The 22,241-nt window shown below is 44.3% G+C and carries 25 protein-coding genes and 4 tRNA genes; 19 read left to right on the top strand and 10 right to left on the bottom strand.

Annotated features, from left to right (window positions below; genetic code table 11):
* Positions 1 to 13: 13 nt before the first annotated feature.
* The 9 genes from ispE (at position 14) to panD (ending at position 3,790) form a co-directional block, all read left to right on the top strand.
* Complete coding sequence (ispE, locus tag LOZ91_RS03215; RefSeq protein WP_100358238.1) at positions 14 to 841, top strand: 4-(cytidine 5'-diphospho)-2-C-methyl-D-erythritol kinase; 828 nt, start codon at positions 14 to 16, stop codon at positions 839 to 841.
* A 2-nt stretch (positions 842 to 843) separates the two neighbouring features.
* Positions 844 to 918 (top strand) — tRNA-Gln (locus LOZ91_RS03220).
* 25 nt (positions 919 to 943) lie between these two features.
* Positions 944 to 1,018: transfer RNA gene (locus LOZ91_RS03225), tRNA-Gln, on the top strand.
* A 20-nt stretch (positions 1,019 to 1,038) separates the two neighbouring features.
* Positions 1,039 to 1,113 (top strand) — tRNA-Gln (locus LOZ91_RS03230).
* Positions 1,114 to 1,205: 92 nt separating this feature from the next.
* A tRNA-Gln gene (locus LOZ91_RS03235) sits at positions 1,206 to 1,280 on the top strand.
* Positions 1,281 to 1,316: 36 nt separating this feature from the next.
* Positions 1,317 to 2,270 carry a ribose-phosphate pyrophosphokinase gene (locus LOZ91_RS03240; RefSeq protein WP_005097740.1) on the top strand — a complete coding sequence of 318 codons (954 nt, stop codon included), beginning with the start codon at positions 1,317 to 1,319 and terminating at the stop codon, positions 2,268 to 2,270.
* A 98-nt stretch (positions 2,271 to 2,368) separates the two neighbouring features.
* A complete protein-coding gene (gene rplY / locus LOZ91_RS03245) occupies positions 2,369 to 2,665 on the top strand; it encodes a 50S ribosomal protein L25 (RefSeq protein ID WP_244782646.1) in 297 nt (98 codons plus the stop codon).
* Between the two features lie 18 nt (positions 2,666 to 2,683).
* The gene (gene pth, locus LOZ91_RS03250; protein ID WP_004280604.1) at positions 2,684 to 3,265 is read left to right on the top strand and encodes an aminoacyl-tRNA hydrolase; all 582 of its coding nucleotides are present in this window, start codon (positions 2,684 to 2,686) and stop codon (positions 3,263 to 3,265) included.
* 144 nt (positions 3,266 to 3,409) lie between these two features.
* Entirely contained in the window at positions 3,410 to 3,790 is a 381-nt protein-coding gene (gene panD / locus LOZ91_RS03255; RefSeq protein WP_004280606.1) for an aspartate 1-decarboxylase, read from the top strand.
* A 69-nt stretch (positions 3,791 to 3,859) separates the two neighbouring features.
* Here the strand turns inward: panD and LOZ91_RS03260 are convergent, their stop codons facing one another.
* The 4 genes from LOZ91_RS03260 to LOZ91_RS03275 form a co-directional block, all read right to left on the bottom strand.
* Positions 3,860 to 4,432 (bottom strand): GDYXXLXY domain-containing protein, encoded by a 573-nt coding sequence (locus LOZ91_RS03260; RefSeq protein WP_005097744.1) that lies wholly within the window; start codon positions 4,430 to 4,432, stop codon positions 3,860 to 3,862.
* Positions 4,429 to 6,234 (bottom strand): DUF2157 domain-containing protein, encoded by a 1,806-nt coding sequence (locus tag LOZ91_RS03265; protein ID WP_100329104.1) that lies wholly within the window; start codon positions 6,232 to 6,234, stop codon positions 4,429 to 4,431. The genes LOZ91_RS03260 and LOZ91_RS03265 overlap by 4 nt, the downstream gene beginning before the upstream one ends.
* 90 nt (positions 6,235 to 6,324) lie before the next feature.
* Positions 6,325 to 6,936, bottom strand: coding sequence for a LysE family translocator (locus LOZ91_RS03270; RefSeq protein ID WP_005097747.1), 612 nt, complete (start codon positions 6,934 to 6,936; stop codon positions 6,325 to 6,327).
* 46 nt (positions 6,937 to 6,982) lie between these two features.
* On the bottom strand, positions 6,983 to 7,468 hold the full coding sequence (locus LOZ91_RS03275; RefSeq protein ID WP_035337988.1) for a DUF1289 domain-containing protein: 486 nt from the start codon (positions 7,466 to 7,468) through the stop codon (positions 6,983 to 6,985).
* A 198-nt stretch (positions 7,469 to 7,666) separates the two neighbouring features.
* On the opposite strand from LOZ91_RS03275, the gene LOZ91_RS03280 reads away from it, so the two are divergent.
* From LOZ91_RS03280 to LOZ91_RS03295, 4 genes are all read left to right on the top strand, one after another.
* A complete protein-coding gene (locus LOZ91_RS03280) occupies positions 7,667 to 8,599 on the top strand; it encodes a rhodanese-related sulfurtransferase (protein WP_005097749.1) in 933 nt (310 codons plus the stop codon).
* A 206-nt stretch (positions 8,600 to 8,805) separates the two neighbouring features.
* Complete coding sequence (locus LOZ91_RS03285) at positions 8,806 to 9,084, top strand: hypothetical protein (RefSeq protein ID WP_005097750.1); 279 nt, start codon at positions 8,806 to 8,808, stop codon at positions 9,082 to 9,084.
* An 87-nt stretch (positions 9,085 to 9,171) separates the two neighbouring features.
* A complete protein-coding gene (locus LOZ91_RS03290; protein ID WP_074383408.1) occupies positions 9,172 to 9,789 on the top strand; it encodes a DedA family protein in 618 nt (205 codons plus the stop codon).
* Positions 9,790 to 9,819: 30 nt separating this feature from the next.
* Positions 9,820 to 10,245, top strand: coding sequence for an ABZJ_00895 family protein (locus LOZ91_RS03295; protein WP_244782647.1), 426 nt, complete (start codon positions 9,820 to 9,822; stop codon positions 10,243 to 10,245).
* A gap of 67 nt (positions 10,246 to 10,312) precedes the next feature.
* Here LOZ91_RS03295 and LOZ91_RS03300 read toward each other — a convergent pair whose 3' ends face one another.
* Both LOZ91_RS03300 and LOZ91_RS03305 read right to left on the bottom strand, forming a co-directional pair.
* Positions 10,313 to 10,837, bottom strand: a complete 525-nt coding sequence (locus LOZ91_RS03300; RefSeq protein ID WP_005169813.1) for a YecA family protein — start codon at positions 10,835 to 10,837, stop codon at positions 10,313 to 10,315.
* Between the two features lie 71 nt (positions 10,838 to 10,908).
* Entirely contained in the window at positions 10,909 to 11,115 is a 207-nt protein-coding gene (locus tag LOZ91_RS03305; RefSeq protein ID WP_005169810.1) for a hypothetical protein, read from the bottom strand.
* Between the two features lie 346 nt (positions 11,116 to 11,461).
* Here LOZ91_RS03305 and rpoD point away from each other — a divergent pair, with 346 nt between their 5' ends.
* The 6 genes from rpoD (at position 11,462) to LOZ91_RS03335 (ending at position 18,060) form a co-directional block, all read left to right on the top strand.
* Positions 11,462 to 13,396 carry an RNA polymerase sigma factor RpoD gene (gene rpoD, locus LOZ91_RS03310; RefSeq protein WP_228730826.1) on the top strand — a complete coding sequence of 645 codons (1,935 nt, stop codon included), beginning with the start codon at positions 11,462 to 11,464 and terminating at the stop codon, positions 13,394 to 13,396.
* A 113-nt stretch (positions 13,397 to 13,509) separates the two neighbouring features.
* A complete protein-coding gene (locus LOZ91_RS03315) occupies positions 13,510 to 13,797 on the top strand; it encodes a DUF493 domain-containing protein (protein WP_005097756.1) in 288 nt (95 codons plus the stop codon).
* A 150-nt stretch (positions 13,798 to 13,947) separates the two neighbouring features.
* Positions 13,948 to 14,607, top strand: a complete 660-nt coding sequence (gene lipB / locus LOZ91_RS03320) for a lipoyl(octanoyl) transferase LipB (protein WP_005097758.1) — start codon at positions 13,948 to 13,950, stop codon at positions 14,605 to 14,607.
* Positions 14,608 to 14,681: 74 nt separating this feature from the next.
* Positions 14,682 to 15,215 carry a hypothetical protein gene (locus tag LOZ91_RS03325; RefSeq protein WP_005097759.1) on the top strand — a complete coding sequence of 178 codons (534 nt, stop codon included), beginning with the start codon at positions 14,682 to 14,684 and terminating at the stop codon, positions 15,213 to 15,215.
* 1 nt (position 15,216) lies between these two features.
* A complete protein-coding gene (locus LOZ91_RS03330) occupies positions 15,217 to 16,401 on the top strand; it encodes an iron-containing alcohol dehydrogenase (protein ID WP_005097761.1) in 1,185 nt (394 codons plus the stop codon).
* 264 nt (positions 16,402 to 16,665) lie between these two features.
* Positions 16,666 to 18,060, top strand: coding sequence for an APC family permease (locus LOZ91_RS03335; RefSeq protein WP_244782648.1), 1,395 nt, complete (start codon positions 16,666 to 16,668; stop codon positions 18,058 to 18,060).
* A 69-nt stretch (positions 18,061 to 18,129) separates the two neighbouring features.
* On the opposite strand, the gene LOZ91_RS03340 is transcribed toward LOZ91_RS03335, so the two are convergent.
* The 4 genes from LOZ91_RS03340 to serS form a co-directional block, all read right to left on the bottom strand.
* Positions 18,130 to 18,525 carry a hypothetical protein gene (locus tag LOZ91_RS03340; RefSeq protein WP_244782672.1) on the bottom strand — a complete coding sequence of 132 codons (396 nt, stop codon included), beginning with the start codon at positions 18,523 to 18,525 and terminating at the stop codon, positions 18,130 to 18,132.
* A 137-nt stretch (positions 18,526 to 18,662) separates the two neighbouring features.
* Positions 18,663 to 19,139: a tRNA (cytidine(34)-2'-O)-methyltransferase gene (locus LOZ91_RS03345; RefSeq protein WP_180078192.1), complete on the bottom strand. Its 477-nt coding sequence runs from the start codon at positions 19,137 to 19,139 to the stop codon at positions 18,663 to 18,665.
* A 356-nt stretch (positions 19,140 to 19,495) separates the two neighbouring features.
* On the bottom strand, positions 19,496 to 20,878 hold the full coding sequence (gene cysG / locus LOZ91_RS03350) for a siroheme synthase CysG (protein WP_244782649.1): 1,383 nt from the start codon (positions 20,876 to 20,878) through the stop codon (positions 19,496 to 19,498).
* A 73-nt stretch (positions 20,879 to 20,951) separates the two neighbouring features.
* Positions 20,952 to 22,223, bottom strand: a complete 1,272-nt coding sequence (serS, locus tag LOZ91_RS03355) for a serine--tRNA ligase (RefSeq protein ID WP_005097768.1) — start codon at positions 22,221 to 22,223, stop codon at positions 20,952 to 20,954.
* Positions 22,224 to 22,241: the final 18 nt, after the last annotated feature.

Raw genomic sequence — 22,241 nt, forward strand, 5'->3', positions numbered from 1 at the left:
ATGTTAGCCCATGATGATTCGTGTTCCCTCGCCTGCTAAACTGAATTTGTTTTTACATATTACCGGTCGCCGTGAAAATGGCTATCACGAGCTGCAAAGCATTTTTCAGCTGATTGATCTGTATGACTGGCTGGAGTTTGAACAAACAGATAATCAACACATCCAGATTGAAGGGCTGGCCTCCGTCGACCTAGAACAGAATTTAATCTATCGTGCGGTACAACTGTTGAAGCCCTATGCTCAAACACTATCCGGACTAAAGATTCGTCTGGAAAAAAATATCCCGATGGGTGCTGGACTCGGGGGCGGCTCGTCTAATGCAGCCACCACCCTGATTGTGCTGAACCAGCTCTGGCAGTGCGGTTTAAATATCGAGCAACTGGCAGATCTCGGAGTCAAGCTGGGTGCAGATGTACCGATATTTGTACATGGTCGAAATGCTTGGGCTGAAGGCATTGGCGAACACTTAACATTCATAGACTTAGATCAAAAACAATTCATTGTGTTAAAACCTGACTGTTTTATCAGCACTCAACTGCTTTTTTCGCAAAAAGCATTGACAAGAGACACGAAGAGCACTAAATTTTGCGCCTATCAGCAAACGCCATCTGATTTTGGAAATAACTTTGAGCCACTGGCTCGATCCTTATATCCTGAAGTCGATGAAGCGATGCAATATCTCGACCAGTTCGGTATTGCAAAACTTACAGGTACAGGTGCTTGTGTGTTTATTGAAGTCACTGAAAATCTGAATATCGAAGATATTCTTGCAAATGCACCATGTAAAGCTTACCTGGTCAACAGTTTACAAGAATCACCTTTAGTTCAGTTTAAAGTGTAGATAGGGGTATCGCCAAGTGGTAAGGCACCGGGTTTTGATCTCGGCATCCGTTGGTTCGAATCCAGCTACCCCTGCCATTTTCACCTGTAGATGTACTGTATTAGGGGTATCGCCAAGTGGTAAGGCACCGGGTTTTGATCTCGGCATCCGTTGGTTCGAATCCAGCTACCCCTGCCATCTTACAGTTCATCAAATTTAGGGGTATCGCCAAGTGGTAAGGCACCGGGTTTTGATCTCGGCATCCGTTGGTTCGAATCCAGCTACCCCTGCCATTTTCTCGAAAAAAGACAGAACACTCATTTGCTGTAAGACTGTTAATTTACCTTGACACTTTACCGTAAAAATATTAAAGTTCTGCCGCATTAGGGGTATCGCCAAGTGGTAAGGCACCGGGTTTTGATCTCGGCATCCGTTGGTTCGAATCCAGCTACCCCTGCCATCTATTCCCATATATCCCAACCGCCAAGGGTGCTTCATGCCCAATCTTGTCGTTTTTAGTGGATCTGCGCATCCACAATTCGCTCAAAAAGTCGTAAGTCACTTACATATTCCTCTAGGCGCTGCCTCTGTAGGTCAGTTCTCTGATGGTGAAATCGCTGTCGAGATTACTGAAAACGTTCGTGGTAAAGACGTATTCGTCGTGCAACCTACTTGTGCTCCTACTAACGATAACCTGATGGAAATCTTAGTCATGGCTGACGCTTTGCGTCGTGCAAGTGCAGGTCGTATTACTGCCGTGATTCCTTACTTTGGTTATGCTCGTCAAGACCGTCGTCCACGTTCAAGCCGTGTGCCAATTACTGCTAAAGTCGTTGCAGACATGCTGACGACTGTAGGTATTGACCGCGTTGTGATGATTGATCTTCATGCTGACCAGATCCAAGGTTTCTTCGATATCCCTGTAGACAACATCTACGGTACACCAGCGCTACTTGCTGACTTACGTCAGCAGTCACATCACAACCTGATGGTGGTTTCACCTGACGTCGGTGGTGTGGTTCGTGCACGTGCTGTTGCGAAACAAATGGGTGATATCGATCTTGCAATCATCGATAAGCGTCGTCAAAAAGCGAATGAATCACAAGTGATGCATTTGATTGGCGATGTGAAAGATCGTGATTGTGTCATCGTCGATGACATGGTAGATACTGCAGGCACTTTATGCAAAGCAGCTGATGCATTGAAAACTTTCGGTGCTCGCAAGGTTGTTGCTTATGCAACGCATCCAGTACTTTCTGGTAAAGCATTAGAAAACTTAAGACATTCTGTGATTGATGAGTTGGTGGTTTGTGACACCATCCCACTTTCAGATGAAGCTTTAGCACTGGGCAAGATTCGCCAGGTTTCCGTAGCCAGCATGGTTGCCGAAACGATTCGTCGCATTAACAACGAAGAATCTATTAGCGCAATGTTCGATTCTTATCTATAATAGAGCGCTGAATTTTCAAAGCCCTGCCACTTGGTAGGGCTTTTACTCACTAGACTGGTCGCAAGTCTGGTTCATTTAACTTAAATAGGATGTCTATCATGGCAAACTTCGTATTAAACGCAGCAGCACGTGAAGAAGCAGTTCAAGGGAAAGGTTCGAGCCGCCGCCTTCGTCTTCAAGCTAAAGTTCCTGCAATCATCTACGGTGGTGAAGCTGCTCCTGTAGCAATTACTGTTGAGCTTCGTCAGCTTGTTAAATTCTTAGAAAACAATTCATTCTTTGAAGAAGTTATCGAAATTGATGTAGACGGTAAAGTTGAAAGCGTGAAAATCCAAGCGTTACAACGTCACCCAGCGAAAAACACACCAATGCACGCTGACTTCAAACGCGCATAAGTGTTAATGGTGTAATTAGTGTCAAATATTTCACTGATTGTTGGTTTGGGTAACCCAGGTTCTGAGTATGCCCAAACCCGCCATAATGCAGGCTTCTGGTTCGTAGAACGCCTTGCAGAGCAATATGGCATTACCCTCAAAAAAGACCCAAAATTCAACGGATTTAGCGGTCGTGGCAATATCGAAGGTCAAGACGTCCGTCTTCTTCTACCGACAACCTTTATGAACCTTTCCGGTAAAAGTGTTGTTCCTTTCGCCAAATTCTACAATATTGCACCTGAATCGATCCTGATTGCCCATGATGAACTGGATATGAATCCTGGTGTCATTCGCCTGAAAACTGGCGGTGGTCACGGTGGTCATAATGGTCTACGCGATATCGTGCCGCATATTGGTTCAAACTTCCATCGCCTGCGTATTGGAATCGGCCATCCTGGTGCCAAAGACCGCGTTTCCGGTCATGTGCTCAGTAAAGCGCCCAGCAGCGAACAGAATTTAATGGATGATGCAATTTCCCATGCCCTCGCCCGCACAAAAATGCTGGTGAATGGTGAAGTACAGCAAGCCATGAATCAAATCAACGCATATAAGCCGAACTAAACATTCAAAAATTGCTGGACAATTCCGCTTGCCAGAAAGTTTATTTAAGCGCAAAATGCGTTTGCTCGATTGTTCACCATACAGCAAGCAAGATTGATTTAACCAAATGATCAAACTCTTAGGTCAACTCAGGGGACGCTAGCCATGCTATCTCGTTTATTAAAATGCAAAATTCACCGCGCTCACGTTACACATGCAGAACTACACTATGAAGGTTCATGTGCAATTGATGGCGTTTTGATGGATTTGGCTGGCATTCGTGAATACGAAGAAATTCATGTGTGGAACGTGACCAATGGTAAACGTTTTGCAACTTATGCAATTCGTGGCGAAGACAATTCAGGCATCATCTCAGTCAATGGTGGCGCTGCACATCAGGCCGATGTAGGTGATATCGTGATTATTGCAACCTTTGGCGATTTTACTGAAGCTGAAGCGAATGCTCATCAGCCTCGCTTGGTCTATGCAAATCCAAACAATACCGTCAGCCATACTGCCAACTGTATTCCGGTACAAGTCGCTTAAGTCGATGCGACCAGATTCCCAAAGCTCGCACCTCGCGGGCTTTTTTATGGCCAGAATGACTAAATATAATTAACTGCCCTGCCGCCAGCTTTTAGAACTTTCACAATTTAGGGGCTTTAAATGGGAGTCAACAAGATTAACCAGTAAAGCCTTTCCATTTTCCTTAAGCTTAAGTTCGGCAAATTTGGCATTGCGATAACACGGCTCTAGGCCTTCGGCGAATAAAAAACTATTGGCCGCCGGATATAAAGCTTCAAAACTATTGCGTGGATTCTTTAACAGCAGTTTTGCGGAAGATGCCGGATGAACTTGTAACAGACGCGGATCAAAACTGCTTCGTATCACTCGTCGTTGTGCATCCAAGCGTACATAGCTCACGATCTGAGACCGATCTTTAAAATCCTGAATAGTGATATCTGAACCTGTTTGATTCAGGGCAGTTTCATCAGCATCCAGACCAGCAAAATGCAACTGATAGTTCAGCGCCATATAATCGCCCTGCAAAATCGAACGCGGATCGACGGGCGCCAACTTAACAAAAATACTCTGACTATTTCTTAAATGCCATTCATGCTGGATAATTAAGCCCACAAATAAGGCAATACTAAAAATACTCAGGTGTAGCACCCAGAACTTTTTCATGAGGCTACTCCTGTTTTCGACTGAAATTTCGGTGAGCTCAACACATAAGCCAGAAGCAAAACCAGCAGACCTGAAGCAAAGATACTGACACTCTTAAATAAAAAGCTGAGTCCCAGATTGTAATACAGCAACCATAACCAGAAGATCAGTAACAGAACCAATAAGGCCTGCATCAATCGCTGTTGATTGACCATCGCCCAGGCCATAAGTACCAGAATGATGAAAATTTCAAAATAGCCCAGTGCAATCAGTAAAATGCCTACGGCAGGAATCAGCCAGAGTGGTGTCAGCGAAAATTGCTTCAGATGTATTCCGATAAAACTCAGCAGCCATACTGCGGGTAAAATATAGAAAACAATTGCTTCATCTATACCGCGCGGATGCAGTTGCTGCGCTACGCCAAATTGCAACAGACATTGAAAAATAGCCGTTGCTGCCAAAATACTGATCATCCACAGATTCACACTTTTGGCATAAGCTGAAGCAAGCCAGTGTCTTGCAGTGAGTAAAGCCACGGTCAGCACACTGTAATTCAACAGCATGATCCATGTGATCAGGCGATGGTCATGAGAAAATGGGTGCTGCTCGATTAAAACTGCAATTCCCAACGCATGAGCCAGTAATAACTGTAATAGCAGCACCAGCCAATGCATGCGATTCATGATACTTAGCAACGTAATACCGATTTGTATCAGCCAGATCAGCAATAAACTATCTGTCAACAATTCGGTATGAATCAGGACAGCAGCCTGACCGCAAACCCACAAACAATAAGCCAGTTGCCGCAGAAAAACTGAAGGCTTGCTATGAATCAGCCACCAGGCAATCCCGATAAAGATTAGCCCCATCAGGATGGATAAACTTTCCCAATAGGTCAGCAACAGCATGGCCAGTATCACACCAGCAATCCATGCGCCCAGCGCCAGTGGAATGACCGAAAACCGGCTCTGGGGTAACAGCTTTATCAGCAGCGCACTAATCGCCGCAAACCAGCCAAAGATGAGCAAAGCCAGCACCAATAAGCCTGCAGCTGAATTTTGCAAATATTGGTCTGTGAGATCAAAAATCAGAATGCTAAAACTCAGTGCCAGCCCTGCAACCAGCAAACTGGTTTCCAGCTGTTGCTGCCGAGTATAGAAATAAGCACTAAATAACAGTGCTAAGACCAGTACCGAAGCCAAATACCAGATCGAATTCGAGTCGATAAATCGAAACATGCTGAATACCGAAATGAGTACCACCACGGCAATCAACAGATAGCGTAAAACCGGATAATAGCGTAATGCATAGATCAGACTCAGTCCGGTCAACAGATTAAGACTGAGCAGATAGGCAGTTTCAGCACGCACCAACCAAAAGCTTTGTTTAAAATAAAAATAAAGCGCCAGCTGGCTGACCACGCAAAATAATGCAAACACACCAATATTCGGTCGATACAGCCAAGGCAAAAGTAACAATGCCCAAAGCAAAAATAGTTGATAACTGTCCGCGCCAGTCTGATAGATCTGCCCAATCACCGCCAGACTTAAGCCCAGCATTAAACCCGATACAGTATCCAGACTTTGTCTTAACTTTTCTCGCGCAGCAAAATGCACACTCAGCAATGCCGAACCCAGCAATAAAACTTGCGGCATAAACAACTGGACAAATTTCGGCAGCATCCACCAGTTTGCTGCCAGCAGATACACGATACTGACAGCGATCAGCGCGAGTCCAATGATTTGAAGAATCTGAATAACAGCAGGTTGAATAAATAACAGCGGTGAGAATGGATGATCGGGCTTGGTTACTGTTTTAGACATGCTGATCTGTTCAATTTTTATTTGATTTTACCTTAGCATGATTTTTAGCGCATATGCCAGGCAGGAACCTTACAACTGTGCAGTACTTTTTTAAATCAGGATCTGATAAATGCCGTAAAGAGCAATGATCAGCAGAATGAGACCACACAAGGCCAGCAAATGCGGATACAACCGAGAACGGGATAAACGGTTAAAACCCAAATACACCACCGACAGGGTCAGGAAATCCAGCACGATCCAGCTCAAGGTTAAGATTATGAGACTCAAATCGAGATCAGATGTAATACCAATAAACTGCGGGAAAAAAGCCGCAAAGAAAATAATATCTTTGGGATTGGAAATACCGACCAGAAAACCCTGCTGAAAGCCGCCACGTACCGGAGATAACTTCTTTTGAGTTGACTCTGCTTGCTGGAAAATCACCTCCCGAAATATTTGCAGCCCCAGATAACCAATATACAGACAACCCAGCAACTTGATGGCATCCAGCCACTGTTCATTAATGACCAGCAAGCCTTTCAGGCTTAATATCGATAAAGCAATCAATATCAATGAAGCGAAATTGGTGCCAAAAATAGTTCTTAAAGCCGCAGCATAACCGCCTTTTAGACCGGCACTGGCCACCAGCAACATCACCGGACCAGGCGTGGCGATCATTACCACAACAGCCAGACAATACAAGAGATACTCACTGATATTCATGCTTTTCCCTCAGCTGTTGTTATTTTTCTGCATAAAAAAAGAGGACTTATTCCTCTTCCTGCAGATGAATCAGATGCTGACTAATGCCATCCGCCCGCAGAAAAGCCAGATCATAACTGGCAGTGGCCAAAGCCAGAATCCGGCGCTCAAACTCATCCCAGAGTGGACGTACCTGCTTATAATGAATCCCCAAACCACTATCATCGGTAAAATGCCGATTTTTTTCACAGAGCTTTAAAGCATGATACAGCTTACGTCCTTTGGAGGCATCGTCACGTAAACGTACCCGTTTTGACAGCACAAAGGCTTGAACCTTGACGATATCTGCATGTGGCAACAACGGCACTAAAATCTGATCCAGCTGTGCATCCAGACGCCGCCATACGGCATGATGTTGATCAGCGCCATAAGTGTTCCAGTGAATCACCTCATGATTGAAACGGCGGCAACCACGACATACCGCATCACCAAATACGGTCGAGCAACGCCCAGCACACGGGGTTAAAGACGCAATACGACGATCTGAACTCAAAACACACTCCAAAGATACTACAACTTCCAGTACCTGCATCACTGCATAAAACTTTACAAAATTCCGGGTCGGGCATGACTATACACGCTCTCCCCCATGAATTGAAGCCTGTTAAAAGGCAAGTGTTTTACTCGCTTATTCACTCGAATCACGCTAAAATATGCGCCTTTAAATTATCATGCTACGTTGGAGTATTCCATGAACGCTACTGTAGAACAGCTTGCACCTGTAGAACAGCAAGCGACCTCAGGTTGGGTTGTTGCCGCACTTTATCAATTCAAAGAAGTTCAAGATCCTGCCGATCTTCAACAACGTCTTTTAGACTTGGTAAAAACAATCAACCTTTGTGGAACACTCATTGTAGCGGGTGAAGGGATTAACGGTACGGTTGCAGGTGACCGTGCATCGATTGATCAAATTCACCAGTTCCTTCTCAATGAAGGCTTTGTTGAGATGGAATATAAAGAGTCAGACAGCTCTGACAAGCCATTTCGTAAAATGAAAATTAAATTAAAAAAAGAAATCGTGACTTTAGGGGTAGAAGTGAAACCACGTGATCTGGTCGGTCACTATCTTGATCCTCAGGAATGGAATGAACTGATTGCGCGTGATGACGTGATTCTGGTTGATACCCGTAACGATTACGAATACAAAGCAGGAACGTTCAAAGGCGCGATTGACCCGAAAACTGAAAGCTTCCGTGAATTCCCTGAATATGTGAAAAATAATCTGGAACAGCACAAAGACAAGAAAATTGCCATGTTCTGTACCGGTGGTATTCGCTGTGAAAAATCAACCTCTCTGCTTCTGCAAGAAGGTTTTACAGAGGTGTATCACCTGAAAGGCGGTATTTTAAAATACCTGGAAGAAACTCCGGCTGAAGAAAGTATGTGGGAAGGCGAATGCTTCGTATTTGATGGCCGTACAGCAGTAACACACGGTGTCGAAGAAGGTCAAAACACCAAATGCCATGCCTGTGGCTGGCCTTTGCTTCCTGAAGAAGTGGCGCTGCCAAGTTATGAACATGGTGTCTCTTGCGTGTACTGCATTGACAAGACCACAGAGAAACAAAAAGACGGTTTCCGTATGCGTCAGTCCCAAATTCTGGCAGCAAAACGTAAACGTCTCTAAGCCAGCCGCTTTGTAAGAAAATATATAAAAACCCTCTTCGGAGGGTTTTTTATTTACATAAAAATTACAACAGTAATAAAACTCTCACCAATTCATTACCAAGAACCTTATTTTTTTCCAAGCAAGATTGCTAGTCTATTGAAAAGTCTATCTTAAGCCAAGTCTTTCATTATTAACTTAAATTTTAAAATGAAAAGGAATATAACATGACCAGTTCACTTGCTCGAGATCCAGATAATCTGGTTCAGTTTCAACCCAAAGAGAATATAAAACAACAACGACTTCATCAGGTTAATGACGAGCTTGAGAGCCAGTCACATGTGTTTGTGGTCATCTTGGGAACTGTGATTGGCGCGATTTTAGCGCTGTTTATTGGTTATCATCTTAATACCAGTGTCATTCATTTTATGCTGCTGAGTGTTTTACCTGTCTGTTTGGCCTATGGCTTACGCAAAGTCTATATTTATACGCTGACACATAGCTGATTCTGCCTGCTCATTTATATTCCAAGACTTTACCGCATAAAAAATACTGCTTAGGATACAGGCAGTATTTTTTATTTTGACCATCTTATGAATTTAACTGAATGGATTATTTCCGTCATGGAACAACTGGGCTACTGGGGTATTGCCCTGCTCATGTTTCTGGATAATGTCTTCCCACCCATCCCTTCCGAAATCATTATGCCTTCTGCGGGCTATTCGGCCTCTCAGGGTGAGTTAATACTGGTCGGGGTGATCATGGCCGGTTGCATTGGCTCATTACTAGCAGCAGCCTTGCTGTACTGGGTGGGTTATAAATTCAATCACGATTCCATTTTCAAGTTTGTCGACCGTTATGGCAAATATCTGTTTATCAAATCCAATGATGTGAAAAAATCACTGAGCTGGTTTGAACATTATGGACATCGGATTGTGTTTTTTGGCCGCATGGTTCCTGCCGTCCGCTCACTGATCAGCATTCCTGCCGGCATGAGCCGTATGCCCTTCTGGAAATTCATGTTCTATAGCACACTCGGAACCATCATCTGGACCACGTTTTTGGCCTGTGTCGGATTTTACTTTGGTGAAAACCAAGAGTTGATGCAGCAAATTTTCAGTAAAGTCAGTTATGTGATTATTGCGATTGTTATAGTCATTATTGCCTGGGTTATCTACCGTAGACAGCAGCGTAAAAATCGTCCATCCTGAATAGACCTCAGCATGAAGGAGGCTAAAACGATGTCGCACTATCTTAAATATTTTGCCACCGTTTATCTTAGCTTGGTTCTATTCGTGGGCGTACTCATTTATGTATTCAATCTGGGCGCGATTCTCCTGATCCCGGCCCTGATCGCGTCGGCCTTTCTCAGTGCCCGATACTTTGTGAAGAGAGAACAACGTTTACCCAGCAAGGAAGAGAAAAGCAAACTGGTATGGGGTTCTACCATCATTGCGATTACATTTGGGTTTATTTTTATATTTGTTGTGATCTGGATACATCCACAGACTGAAGCCATCTTCAACAACATGGCTTATACCGGAAGGGGCCCGAATTCATTTCTGATGGCCGCTGTGATTGCGGTACATGGTTTGATCTTTCATATTGCCTATAATGGCTATGCCCGCTACAGTCTGAGCAAACGGGTCGGTATTGAAAGAAAATAAAATCCCTTCGATGCTTTGATAAAAGTCCAAAGCTAAAAAAAGCACCGTGCGGTGCTTTTTTTATGAATTATTCTGGAGTGTGATACATCAGATACAATTCATTTAAGTTGTCTGGAATTTCTTCTGCAAGTTCGTCCATTAACTGGCCATTACGACGGAAAGTTTCCATTTGTGGATCTTCATCATCAATGCCGCTGAAGACCATGATTGGCAGAGTTAAATCTACCAGTTGCTCTTCAAATTCTTCAGTAAACCAAGCTTCTTCGTTCAGGAACATGGCATCGACAAAGCCCACACTCCAGTCACCCAAGCTTGATTCGGTGTCTGCTTCTTCAATTTCAAATGGGAATGTAATCCCTTCTTCATTGGCTAAGCTTTGACGGATAGACTCTAACCATGCTTGTACCTGAGTGATGATTTCTGCAGGCACTTTCTTTTGATTGCTATCAAAAAGCTCGTCTAACCATTTGTCGAATTTTGGGCCTACTGCAATAGCACATAAGAAACCATGGGTTGCTGCGAAATCTAGACCATGTTCATTTTGGTCACCATCTAGATATTCACTCAACAGGTCTAAATCTAAAGCACTCATCTAACATCCAAACTTAGAAAACCGAAAGGTTTAGCATAGCATTTATTCAGGCCATGCTAAATCCGAATTCGTTAATCTTCGTCATCAAAATCGTCATCATCGTCGAAGTCATAGTCAAAATCTTTGAGTTCGCGTTCCAAGCGACGTTGTGAAAGTAAATCATCAATCAGACGACGTTTTTCCAACGACTCTTTAGCGCTCAGCTTGCTGGAAGCTTCATCGAAATTAACATCATCCTCACCGAAGCTATCATCTAGTTCAAAATCTGTAGAAGACACTAAAACTTCCTCATAGTGAAAAATGTAAATGGTTTTAGCGCTATTTATCTTGCCTAAAACCACAAGTCAAGTTTTATTTAAATTTTCGTATTTTAAAGTTGTAAATAGGGCTTTTTTTTAAGGACATTGTGTGACATGATATAATCCACCCTGCGTCCTTATGTTTTTTGACTACACATTTTTTGGTCAAATACACAGATGCCGGGGTTGGACTTGAAAATAACAAATTCATCCCCATCTTAAATTACTGAATTTCATTTTAAATATTTTATCAGACAGCTTGAACGCTGAATACTCTGATGAAATACGTAGGCTATTCACTAAATTTAATGAGCTTAAATCGTGCATAAGTTGTACGGTTTTTCCTGTCACAGATTCAACGAAGAGTAAGCAAAAGATGAGCGATATGACTTCCCCTACTTCACAAGTAGCGGCTCTGATTAGCCGAGGCAAAGAACAAGGTTACTTAACCTTCGCTGAGGTTAACGATCATCTGCCGGACTCCATCACAGAAAGCGAGCAGATTGAAGATATCATTCAGATGCTGAATGACGTGGGTATTCCTGTACATGATCGCGCGCCTGAATCTGATGATACGATGTTCGAAGATACTACAGAAGCTGCCGATGAAGTTGCAGAAGAAGAAGCTGCAGCCGTATTGGCCTCTGTAGAAAATGAGCCAGGTCGTACAACTGACCCTGTGCGTATGTATATGCGTGAAATGGGTACCGTTGAGCTTTTAACCCGTGAAGGCGAAATTAGCATTGCAAAGCGCATCGAAGAAGGTATTCGTGATGTTTTGCACTCGATTGCTTACTGGCCCAATGCGGTAGAAGTTGTACTCCAAGAATATAAAGATTATGAAGCGGGCGAACGCCGTCTTGCTGACCTGTTATCGGGTTATTTAGATCCTGAATCAGACGAAGAAATTCCTGAAGTACTCGAAGAAGAAGTCGAGATCGCTGAAGACAAGACTGACTCGAAAAAATCGACCAAAGATGTAAAACTGGACGATGATGAAGAGGAAGAAGCTGAAACTGAAGATGATTCAGAAGCTGATTCTGGTCCAGATCCTGAAATTGCCAAAGCGCGCTTCACTGAACTTGAAAATGCATGGTTGAATACCAAAATAGCCATCGAAAAACATGGTCGTGACAGCGAAGAATCTGAAGCTGCGCTGGAAGCACTGGCAACCGTATTCATGATGTTCAAATTCACGCCGCGTCTATTCGATATCATTTCAGAAATGATTCGTGGTACGCATGACCAGATTCGTGGTGCAGAACGTGAAGTAATGCGTTATGCCGTGCGCCGTGGTCGTATGGATCGTACCCAGTTCCGTACTTCTTTCCCGGGACAGGAATCGAATCCAGCCTGGTTAGATGAACAGATCGCGAAAACACCTGCAGACCAGAAAGCCTATCTGGAAAAAGTACGTCCAGATGTATTGGCCTTCCAGCAAAAGATTGCCGATATTGAAAAAGAATTGGGTCTTGATGTTAAAGGCATTAAAGACATTGCCAAACGCATGGCCGTTGGTGAAGCTAAGGCACGTCGCGCCAAGAAAGAAATGGTCGAAGCCAACTTGCGTCTGGTGATTTCAATTGCGAAAAAATACACCAACCGCGGCTTGCAGTTCCTGGATCTGATTCAGGAAGGTAACATTGGCTTGATGAAAGCGGTAGACAAGTTTGAATATCGTCGTGGTTATAAATTCTCGACTTATGCAACCTGGTGGATTCGTCAGGCGATCACCCGTTCAATCGCCGATCAGGCACGTACCATTCGTATTCCGGTGCACATGATCGAGACCATCAACAAGATCAACCGTGTATCGCGTCAGCTTCTTCAAGAAATGGGGCGTGAACCGACACCTGAAGAGTTGGGCGAACGTCTGGAAATGGACGAAGTCAAAGTACGTAAAGTGCTAAAAATCGCCAAAGAACCGATTTCGATGGAAACACCGATCGGTGATGATGAAGATTCGCATCTGGGTGACTTCATTGAAGACAGCAACATCACGTCACCAATTGATGCTGCGACTTCAGAAGGCCTGAAAGAAGCGACACGCGAAGTTCTGGAAAACCTGACTGAACGTGAAGCCAAAGTCCTGAAAATGCGTTTTGGTATCGACATGCCGACCGACCACACCTTGGAAGAAGTGGGCAAACAGTTTGATGTGACACGTGAACGTATTCGTCAGATTGAAGCTAAAGCGTTACGCAAGCTTCGCCATCCATCACGTTCAGAACATTTACGTTCATTCCTCGAGAATGATTAAGATTTGATGCTTGCTATGGGGACTTGAAATTTACTTCAGTGTCTCCATTTTAAGTAGCCAAGACAGACCCAAACGCCTGCATGATTGCAGGCGTTTCAAATAGGGGGACTACCATGTTAGACCGCACACCTTCTCGTGACTTACAGGAACACCTCTGGGTGTTCCCGATGGACTATCCCATCAAACTGATTGGCCTTGCTGGCATTGAACTGCGTCAGGCCGTAAATGATATCTTTGTAAAACATTTTCCTGAGTTTGATGGCAGTGAAATGACCATCACACCGTCGCGTACTGGCAAATATCATTCCATTACCGCACAACTGCGCTTTTTGGAACTGGAGCAGGTACATGCAGTATATGCAGATTTGGCCGCCTGTCCGCTGATTAAAACCGCACTGTAATCAAAAATACAAAAGACACGCTTTCGGGCGTGTTTTTTATGCCTGTACAATGACTGAGCTAGCGCTTAAATATTGTAGGTCTCGCCCCTATTTCATGCCGAAATCATTATAATTATGACCAGTTTTTTATAATTACCAAGGACACTCCCTGTGACTGATGTGCTGCAAAAGCCCGAGCTGATCATTCGTCAATATCACGACCTTACTCCTTATGAAGATCGCTTTCTGGAAATGAAAACATTTACGGAAAACCGTGATGAATATAGTCCGGATCAGCTGTGGATTCTGCAACATCAGGATGTATTGACTCAAGGTCAGGCCGGTAAGCCAGAACATATTCTGATACCGAGCAATATCCCGGTAATTCAAACCGATCGTGGTGGTCAAGTGACCTGGCACGGCCCGGGCCAGCTGGTGGCTTACTTCATGTTTGACCTGAATCGCCTGGGCTGGAATGTGCGTACACTGGTGTCCTATGCTGAAAACCTGATGATCGATCTGCTGAAAAAATACGGCATCGATGCTTATGCCAAACCCGATGCACCGGGGGTCTATGTGGCTGAACGAAAAATTGGGTCACTGGGTTTTAAAATTCGTAAAGGCCGTAGCTATCATGGTCTTTCCTTAAATCTGGATTGTGACCTGAGCGGATTTAATACCATCAACCCTTGTGGTTATGCGGGACTGGAAATGGTTCGCATGAGCGACCTACTGGAACAACCGCCACAATTCAACCAGTTATGTCGTGAAATTATTGAAACTTTGCGCCACAGCGGTTACTTTAATCAAGTCACTGTCGAGCAAAGATAAAGCCTTTGCATTTCACCCCCAAATAAATTAGAGTATTTACTCTAAACCAATAATATTGAGATAGGGATCATCACGTGATTGCAACTAAATCCGTAAAACCCGCTTTGCAGCTTGCCTATGTCAAACTCATGATGGATGTGATTGGCCGCGGTCTGGTCATGGCAAGTCAGGTGGATGAAGAAATCAAACAGGAAGTTGCCCAATTTCCAGTCCATTTCACTCTTTCCATGAAAGTCTTTCCGCATGGCCCAGCCTTTGTGGCGCGGGTCACTGAGGACAAGCAATTGGAACTGGTGAAAAATCTGGAAAAAGCACCTGATCTGACTATTACCTTTAAACATCTGCACCATGCTTTTTTAGTTTTTTCCTTTCAGGAAAGCACCTCTCAAGCCTTTGCCAATGACCGCATGATTGCCGATGGCGATATTTCCAATGCCATTCGTCTGGTGCGTTGTCTAAATAAAATGGAAGCACTGATTTTGCCTAAACTGGTGGCGCAACTGGCTGTCAAAGAATATCCAAGCAATCTCAGCCTCAAAGAAAAACTAAGCGAAGCGAGCAGTATTTATCTAAAAATCGCTCAATCTTATTTAAAACGGAGTGTATAACATGGCTAAACCTTATTATGAATTTTTCTGTCCGGTTAAAGTCATTGCCGGACATGCCGCGTTAGAACATATTCCGTTTGAACTTGCGACTTTAGGTGCAAAACGTCCACTCATCATTACCGACAAAGGTGTACGCGCCAATAATCTTCTGGCACCGATTGAAGCTGCATTTGAAATGGCGGATGCTGCAATTGTAGCCATTTTTGATGATGTACCACCCGATTCTAGCTTGGGTACAGTACGTAGTGCGGCGAAACTGTATCGTGAAAATCACTGTGACGCGATCATTGCTGTAGGCGGTGGTTCAGTCATTGATACGTCCAAGGCCACCAATATTCTGGTGTCTGAAGGGGGTGATGACTTGCTTAAATATTCTGGTGCCCACAACCTGCCTAAGCCACTGAAACCATTTTTTGTGATTCCAACAACTTCAGGGACAGGTTCAGAAGTCACCATGGTGGCTGTCGTCTCAGATACCGAGAAGAATGTTAAAATGCCTTTCGCATCGTATTATTTGATGCCGCATGCTGCGATTTTAGATCCGCGCATGACCCAGACTTTGCCGCCGCATTTAACCGCCATGACCGCAATGGATGCACTGACCCATGCGGTCGAAGCTTATACTTGCATGGCAGCCAATCCAATCTCAGATGCTTATGCCACCGCAGCAGTCAAGAAGATCAGTAGCCATCTATTCAATGTGCTGGATAATCCCAATGATGCGCAAGGCCGTCTGGAACTGGCTCAAGCATCGACCATGGCCGGTATTGCATTTTCTAACTCGATGGTCGGGATTGTGCATTCACTCGGTCATTCACTGGGTGCAGTGGTGCACTTGCCGCATGGTTTATGTATGAACCTGTTCCTGCCGTATGTGCTGGAATACAACAAAGAGGTCAATGGTGACAAGATTGCTGATCTGTTACTACCTTTGGCAGGTGCCGATATTTATGCGCAAACACCAGCACATTTACGTGCAGACAAAACCATTGCCACTATTCTGACCATGCGAGATCGGATTTATAGTCTGACCAAACTGCCACGTACATTACGTGAAACCGGCAAGATTTCTGAAGCGCAGCTGGATGAAGTGGCAGAGAAAGCCCTGAACGATGGTTCCATCATTTATAACCCGAAAGAAGCCACCTTGGAAGATTTAAAATCTATCTTAAAAAAGGCTTGGTAATTACTGAAAAATAAGCCAATATAGCGAAAATTAAAGCCTGATGTTTTTTTAGACATCAGGCTTTTATCTTGCATAAAGAAATCATTGCGCTAATTTGAATGGCATACTTTATGCACCTCAAAAGTCAAAAAAATAGCTAGCAAAAGCCCTTCTTTTCAAGTAGATTGGCGGGCTTTTATAGAAAACTGTAGGGGGGATCGTTCGTCTCAAACGATCCTTATAAATATGACTGATCCTTGATCAACGATTAAGAGGATAACGCCGTTGACTAATATCTCTGGGACTCAATCGGCAGCTAAACTGCAAAAAACGCTGGGACTCTGGCACATCATTATTATTGGTTTGGCTTATATTCAACCCATGACCTTGTTTGATACATTCGGTCTGGTATCTGAAGAAAGTAACTTCCACGTTCCCACCTCTTACATTTTTGCACTGATTGCAATCTTGTTAACCTCCTTGAGCTATGGTCATATGATTCGCCGCTACCCTTCTTCGGGTTCGGCCTATACCTATGCGCAAAAATCCATTCACCCGAATGTGGGTTTCATGGTGGGGTGGTCATCTTGGCTCGATTATTTATTGTCGCCAATGGTCAACATCATTCTTGCGGTAATTTACCTGGAAGCCCTGTTCCCCGATGTGAATCACTGGGTTTGGGTGGTGGTATTAACCGCATTTATGACCGGAGTTAACTTACGTGGGGCGCGCTTTGTAGCAAACTTCAACAGTATGATCGTGTTCGTGCAGCTGATTGTCATTGCGGTATTTACCTGGATGGTCTACAGCAAGCTCCAAGCCGGCTTTAATGCCGATGGCCCGATCACGGCCGAGCAACGCTACCAGCTCTGGAGCCTGGAACCGTTCTGGAATGAACTTACCTCAGTCGGTGCATTAATTACCGGTGCTACTTTATTGTGCTTCTCCTTTACCGGTTTTGACTCTTTAAGCTCGCTGGCTGAAGAAACCAAAGATACTGAAAAAACCTTGCCTAAAGCGATTTTCTTGACCGCTTTAATCGCCGGTATTATTTTCATTATCAGCACCTACTTCATGCAGATTTACTTCCCGAATAATCCGGGTTCATATTTCCAGAATATTGCTGAAACCCAGCCGGAAATCTTGATGCTGGTCGGTGGTTCATTATTCCAGGCCTATGTACTTGGTTTTGCAATCATTACCGTAATGGCATCTGGGATCTCCGCCCATGCAGGTGTATCTCGCTTGATGTATGTGATGGGTCGTGATGGCGTGATCAACAAGAAGATTTTTGGTCATATCAGCCCAAGAAACTACACACCGTCTTATAACATTATGATTGTCGGTGCTGTAGCTTTAACGGCTGGCTTCATGGACCTGGATTTCGTGATCTCACTGATCAGTTTCGGTGCATTAACAGCATTCAGTTTTGTGAACTTATCTGTCATTTCACGCTATGCTTTACGTGATGGTCGTACTAAAACTGCAAAAGAAATTCTGAACTTTGTGGTGGTACCACTGGCAGGTTTCATTGCAGTATTTGCCTTATGGCTCGAAGTCGATCAAACCTCATTGAAGTATGGTCTGATCTGGGCATTTGGCGGTATCTTGTACCTGGGTTATAAAACCAAGGGCTTCAAACATCCTGCACCTCAGCACAATGAATTTGACGATAAATAATATCGTTTCAGTTCAAATAAAAAAGGCGCTTTAAGCGCCTTTTTTATGTCTTTCAATTGTTGCTTTTAGTTAAAATAATCGACAATCAAAACCCATCTGGGTGTTGACCCGATTATTTTCATAACCGAGTTTTTCAATAAACAGACTTCTGTTGGACAATAATTTTTGCTCTTCCGGATTTAGTCTGGCTTTATTCTTGAGCGCCAGCTGATACATCTCATTTACGACACCCTGAAAAATATCACAAACTTCCTGACGTTTGGCCTGCTTCAATTTACGTCCACGCCAGGTCCATTCAAAATCATCGGAATTCAGACTCTGCCCCCAGTTGTCGATCCGCGCATCCAAGCGTTTTTGCATGTCGGCCAATCCTTGCTGTATTTCCGCTTGCGTAATTGGCTGAACTTGTTGCGTTTCCCCCATTACATCACTTGCTTCTTGCGCACCGAGGTGTAAAGCAGTCATTCCGATACAACAGGCCAAGGCAAATTTTAATATCGGCTTCACGCGTATATCCTTCTTATTCCAATCAGTTGTCTCTCTATCCTAGCAAATAAAAAAGCCACTCAAAGGCAGCTTTTCAAATTATTGTAAATTTAAGCTTAGAGCGCTTTAAAACCCTGCTGACGCCAGGCTTCATATACAATCACTGCCGTGGCATTCGAAAGGTTTAAACTACGAGAGTTCTCTGCCATCGGTAAACGAATCCAGTGCTGCTGCGGGAACATCATCCGAACATGTTCAGGCAGACCACGCGTTTCCGGCCCCATCAACAATGCCACAGAACGGTTCAAGTCCGAGGTATGTGGCGTTTCAGTCCCTTTGGTGGTCAGCGGATAGATCGCATCCAGAGCAATGCCTTTACTTGCCAGATCGGCCAGACAGTCTTCGATATTTTCCCAAATCTGCATATTGGCATATTCGTGATAATCCAGACCGGCACGTCTCAGTTTTTTATCATCCAGTTCAAAACCCAGTGGCTTGACCAGATGCAACTGTGCTCCCGTATTGGCACACAGACGAATAATATTGCCTGTATTTGCAGGAATTTCGGGCTCATATAAAACAACGTGGATCACTTATTTCTCACTTTATACATTTCATTCAGATATAGCTTTCAACTTATAGATCAAACAGCAACATCAGTGCTGTTATCTAGATACAGCTTTTTCCTGTATTCGGACCATGAGATTAATCGTCATATCCTTTTATTCAGGTGTAATTTTCGTCTTGCATTCAGACAAAGAGTATCAACTATTGCTATCCTCTTACTCAGGCATAGCCTTCGTCTTGCGGTCAAACCAAGAAACAACTTTTGCTTATCCTCTTACTCAGGCACAGCCTTCGTCTTGCGGTCAAACCAAGAAACAACTTTTGCTTATCCTCTTACTCAGGCATAGCCTTCGTCTTGCGCTCGGGCAAAGCAGTGCTTTGCTTATCCTCGCTCATGCCATTGCAGTTGTTCACGCAAGCGAACCACTTCACCAATAATGGTTAAAGTCGGTGCCTGAATTTGATGCTCAGACACTTTGGAGGCGATGTCGGCAAGGGTTCCCACCACAACTTTTTGCTCAGGAGTCGTGCCTTTAGAGACCAGTGCCACCGGCATATCTGCGCGTTGACCATGGGCTATTAATTGCGCACAGATTCTTTCCAGTCCCACCAGTCCCATATACAGCACCAAGGTCTGGTTTTCATAGACCAGCTCACGCCAAGGCAATTCAGGCGAACCTTCTTTTAAATGACCTGTCAGGAAACGCACACTTTGTGCATAATCCCGATGCGTTAATGGAATACCGGCATAGGCGGAACAACCTGAAGCTGCGGTAATACCCGGCACCACCTGAAAAGTAATACCTGCCGCAAACAGTTCTTCAATTTCTTCGCCGCCACGCCCAAAGATGAAAGGATCACCGCCTTTCAGACGACAAACTCGCTTGCCTTCACTGGCATATTTGACCAATAAAGCATTAATCCCATCTTGTGGAACTGCATGATTGGAACGCGCCTTACCAACATAGATTTTTTCCGCATCACGGCGACACAGATCCATAATCGGTTCAGACACCAAACGATCATAAATCACCACATCGGCTTGCTGCATCAACCTTAACGCTTTCAGGGTCAACAGTTCTGGATCACCTGGACCAGCACCCACCAGATAGACTTCACCTTTCGGCTGTTGCCACTCTTGTAATGCTTGCTCGATCAGACGATCTGCTTCAGCCATATTGTCATTAAACACCTGTTCTTTCAGCGGACTGGCGTACAGATCTTCCCAGAAAATACGGCGCTGATCCGGATTGACAATTTTTGCTTTAACGCGACTGCGCCATTTGCCTGAGAACTCAGCCAGCTTGCCCATGCCATGTGGAATCGTCGCTTCCAGTTGAGTCCGAATCTGGCGTGACAACACCGGCGACGTGCCATTCGATGCCACCGAAATCACCAGCGGTGAGCGGTCAATAATCGCAGGCACCATAAAACGGCAATGTGGCGGATCATCAACACTGTTGACCAGTACATTTTCAGCTTCGCACAGCTCGAAAACCTGACGATTCACATCAGCCTCATCTGTTGCTGCAATCACTAAACGATAATGACGTAAAGGAATCTGTGTACTGAATGGTGCCTGATCATATTGCCCTTGAGACTGCTGAACAATCCCAAGTAAATTGGCATCAATTTCAGGTGCAATGACATGAATCACTGCTCCGGCTTTTGCTAATAATACCGCTTTACGGTAGGCAATATGTCCACCACCGACAATCAAACAAGGTTGCTGTTGCAACTTTAACGAGATTGGAAAGATATCCACGAACTACCTCAAAATTTTAAATCTGATTGTCTATGCAATTTTCATGCACATTTAGCGATGCTGATATCAAGCATTAGTCGATATAAGTCGCACCACCCATATATGGACGCAATACTTCAGGAATCTCAATCGAACCGTCTGCACGCTGATAGTTTTCCATCACTGCAAGCAAGGTACGACCAACAGCCAGACCTGAACCATTCAAGGTATGTACAAATTCAGTTTTTTTCTGGTCGGCACGGTAACGCGCTTTCATACGACGCGCCTGGAAGTCACCCATGTTTGAACATGAAGAGATTTCACGATAAGTATTCTGGCTTGGCACCCAAACTTCAAGATCATAAGTCTTGGTCGCGCCAAAGCCCATATCACCGCCACAAAGGATGATCTTACGGTATGGCAGACCTAATGCTTGCAAGATACCTTCAGCATGGCCGGTTAAATCTTCCAGTGCCTGCATAGACGTTTCAGGTTTAACAATCTGAACCATTTCCACTTTGTCGAACTGGTGCTGACGAATCAGGCCACGGGTATCACGGCCATAAGACCCTGCTTCACTACGGAAACATGGGGTATGTGCTGCATATTTTAATGGCAGACGATCTGCATCAATGATTTCATCACGCACGAAGTTAGTCACTGGCACTTCAGCAGTTGGAATTAAATAGAATTCTTTTTCGCCTTGAAGTTTAAACAGATCTTCTTCAAATTTAGGCAATTGGCCTGTACCACGTAATGAATCCGCATTCACCAAATACGGTACATAGGCTTCGGTATAACCATTCTGATCTGTATGCGTATTCAGCATGAACTGTGTCAATGCACGTTGTAAACGCGCCAATGGGCCTTTCAAAACACTGAAACGAGAACCGGTCAATTTGGTTGCGGTTTCAAATTCCAGACCGCCCATCATTTCACCGAGGTCAGTATGGTCTTTGATCTCAAAATCGAATTCACGTGGTGTACCCCATTTCAGGATTTCCACGTTATCGCTTTCGTCTTTGCCTTCAGGCACAGCTTCATCTGGCAAGTTTGGAATAGACAGTAATTTTTCTTCAAGCTCCGCTTGCAGTTCAGCCAATGCTGCTTCAGCCGCTTTGATTTCATCACCAATCGCAGACATGCGTGTCATGATTTCAGAGGCATCACCGCCTGCTTTTTTAATTTGACCGACTTGTTTTGCACCGGCATTACGTTCAGCTTGCAGTGTTTCTGTCTTGGACTGAATTTCTTTACGGCGCGCTTCTAGGGAGGCCCACTCTTCAACATTGAGTTGAACACCACGTTTTGCCAAGGCCAAATTTACAGCCTCAATATTGTTTCTGAGTAATTTCGGGTCGATCATAATCAATCTTTGCAGAAG

It is taken from the genome of Acinetobacter sp. F-1, from assembly GCF_022869025.1.
Classification (GTDB): Bacteria; Pseudomonadota; Gammaproteobacteria; order Pseudomonadales; family Moraxellaceae; genus Acinetobacter; species Acinetobacter pseudolwoffii.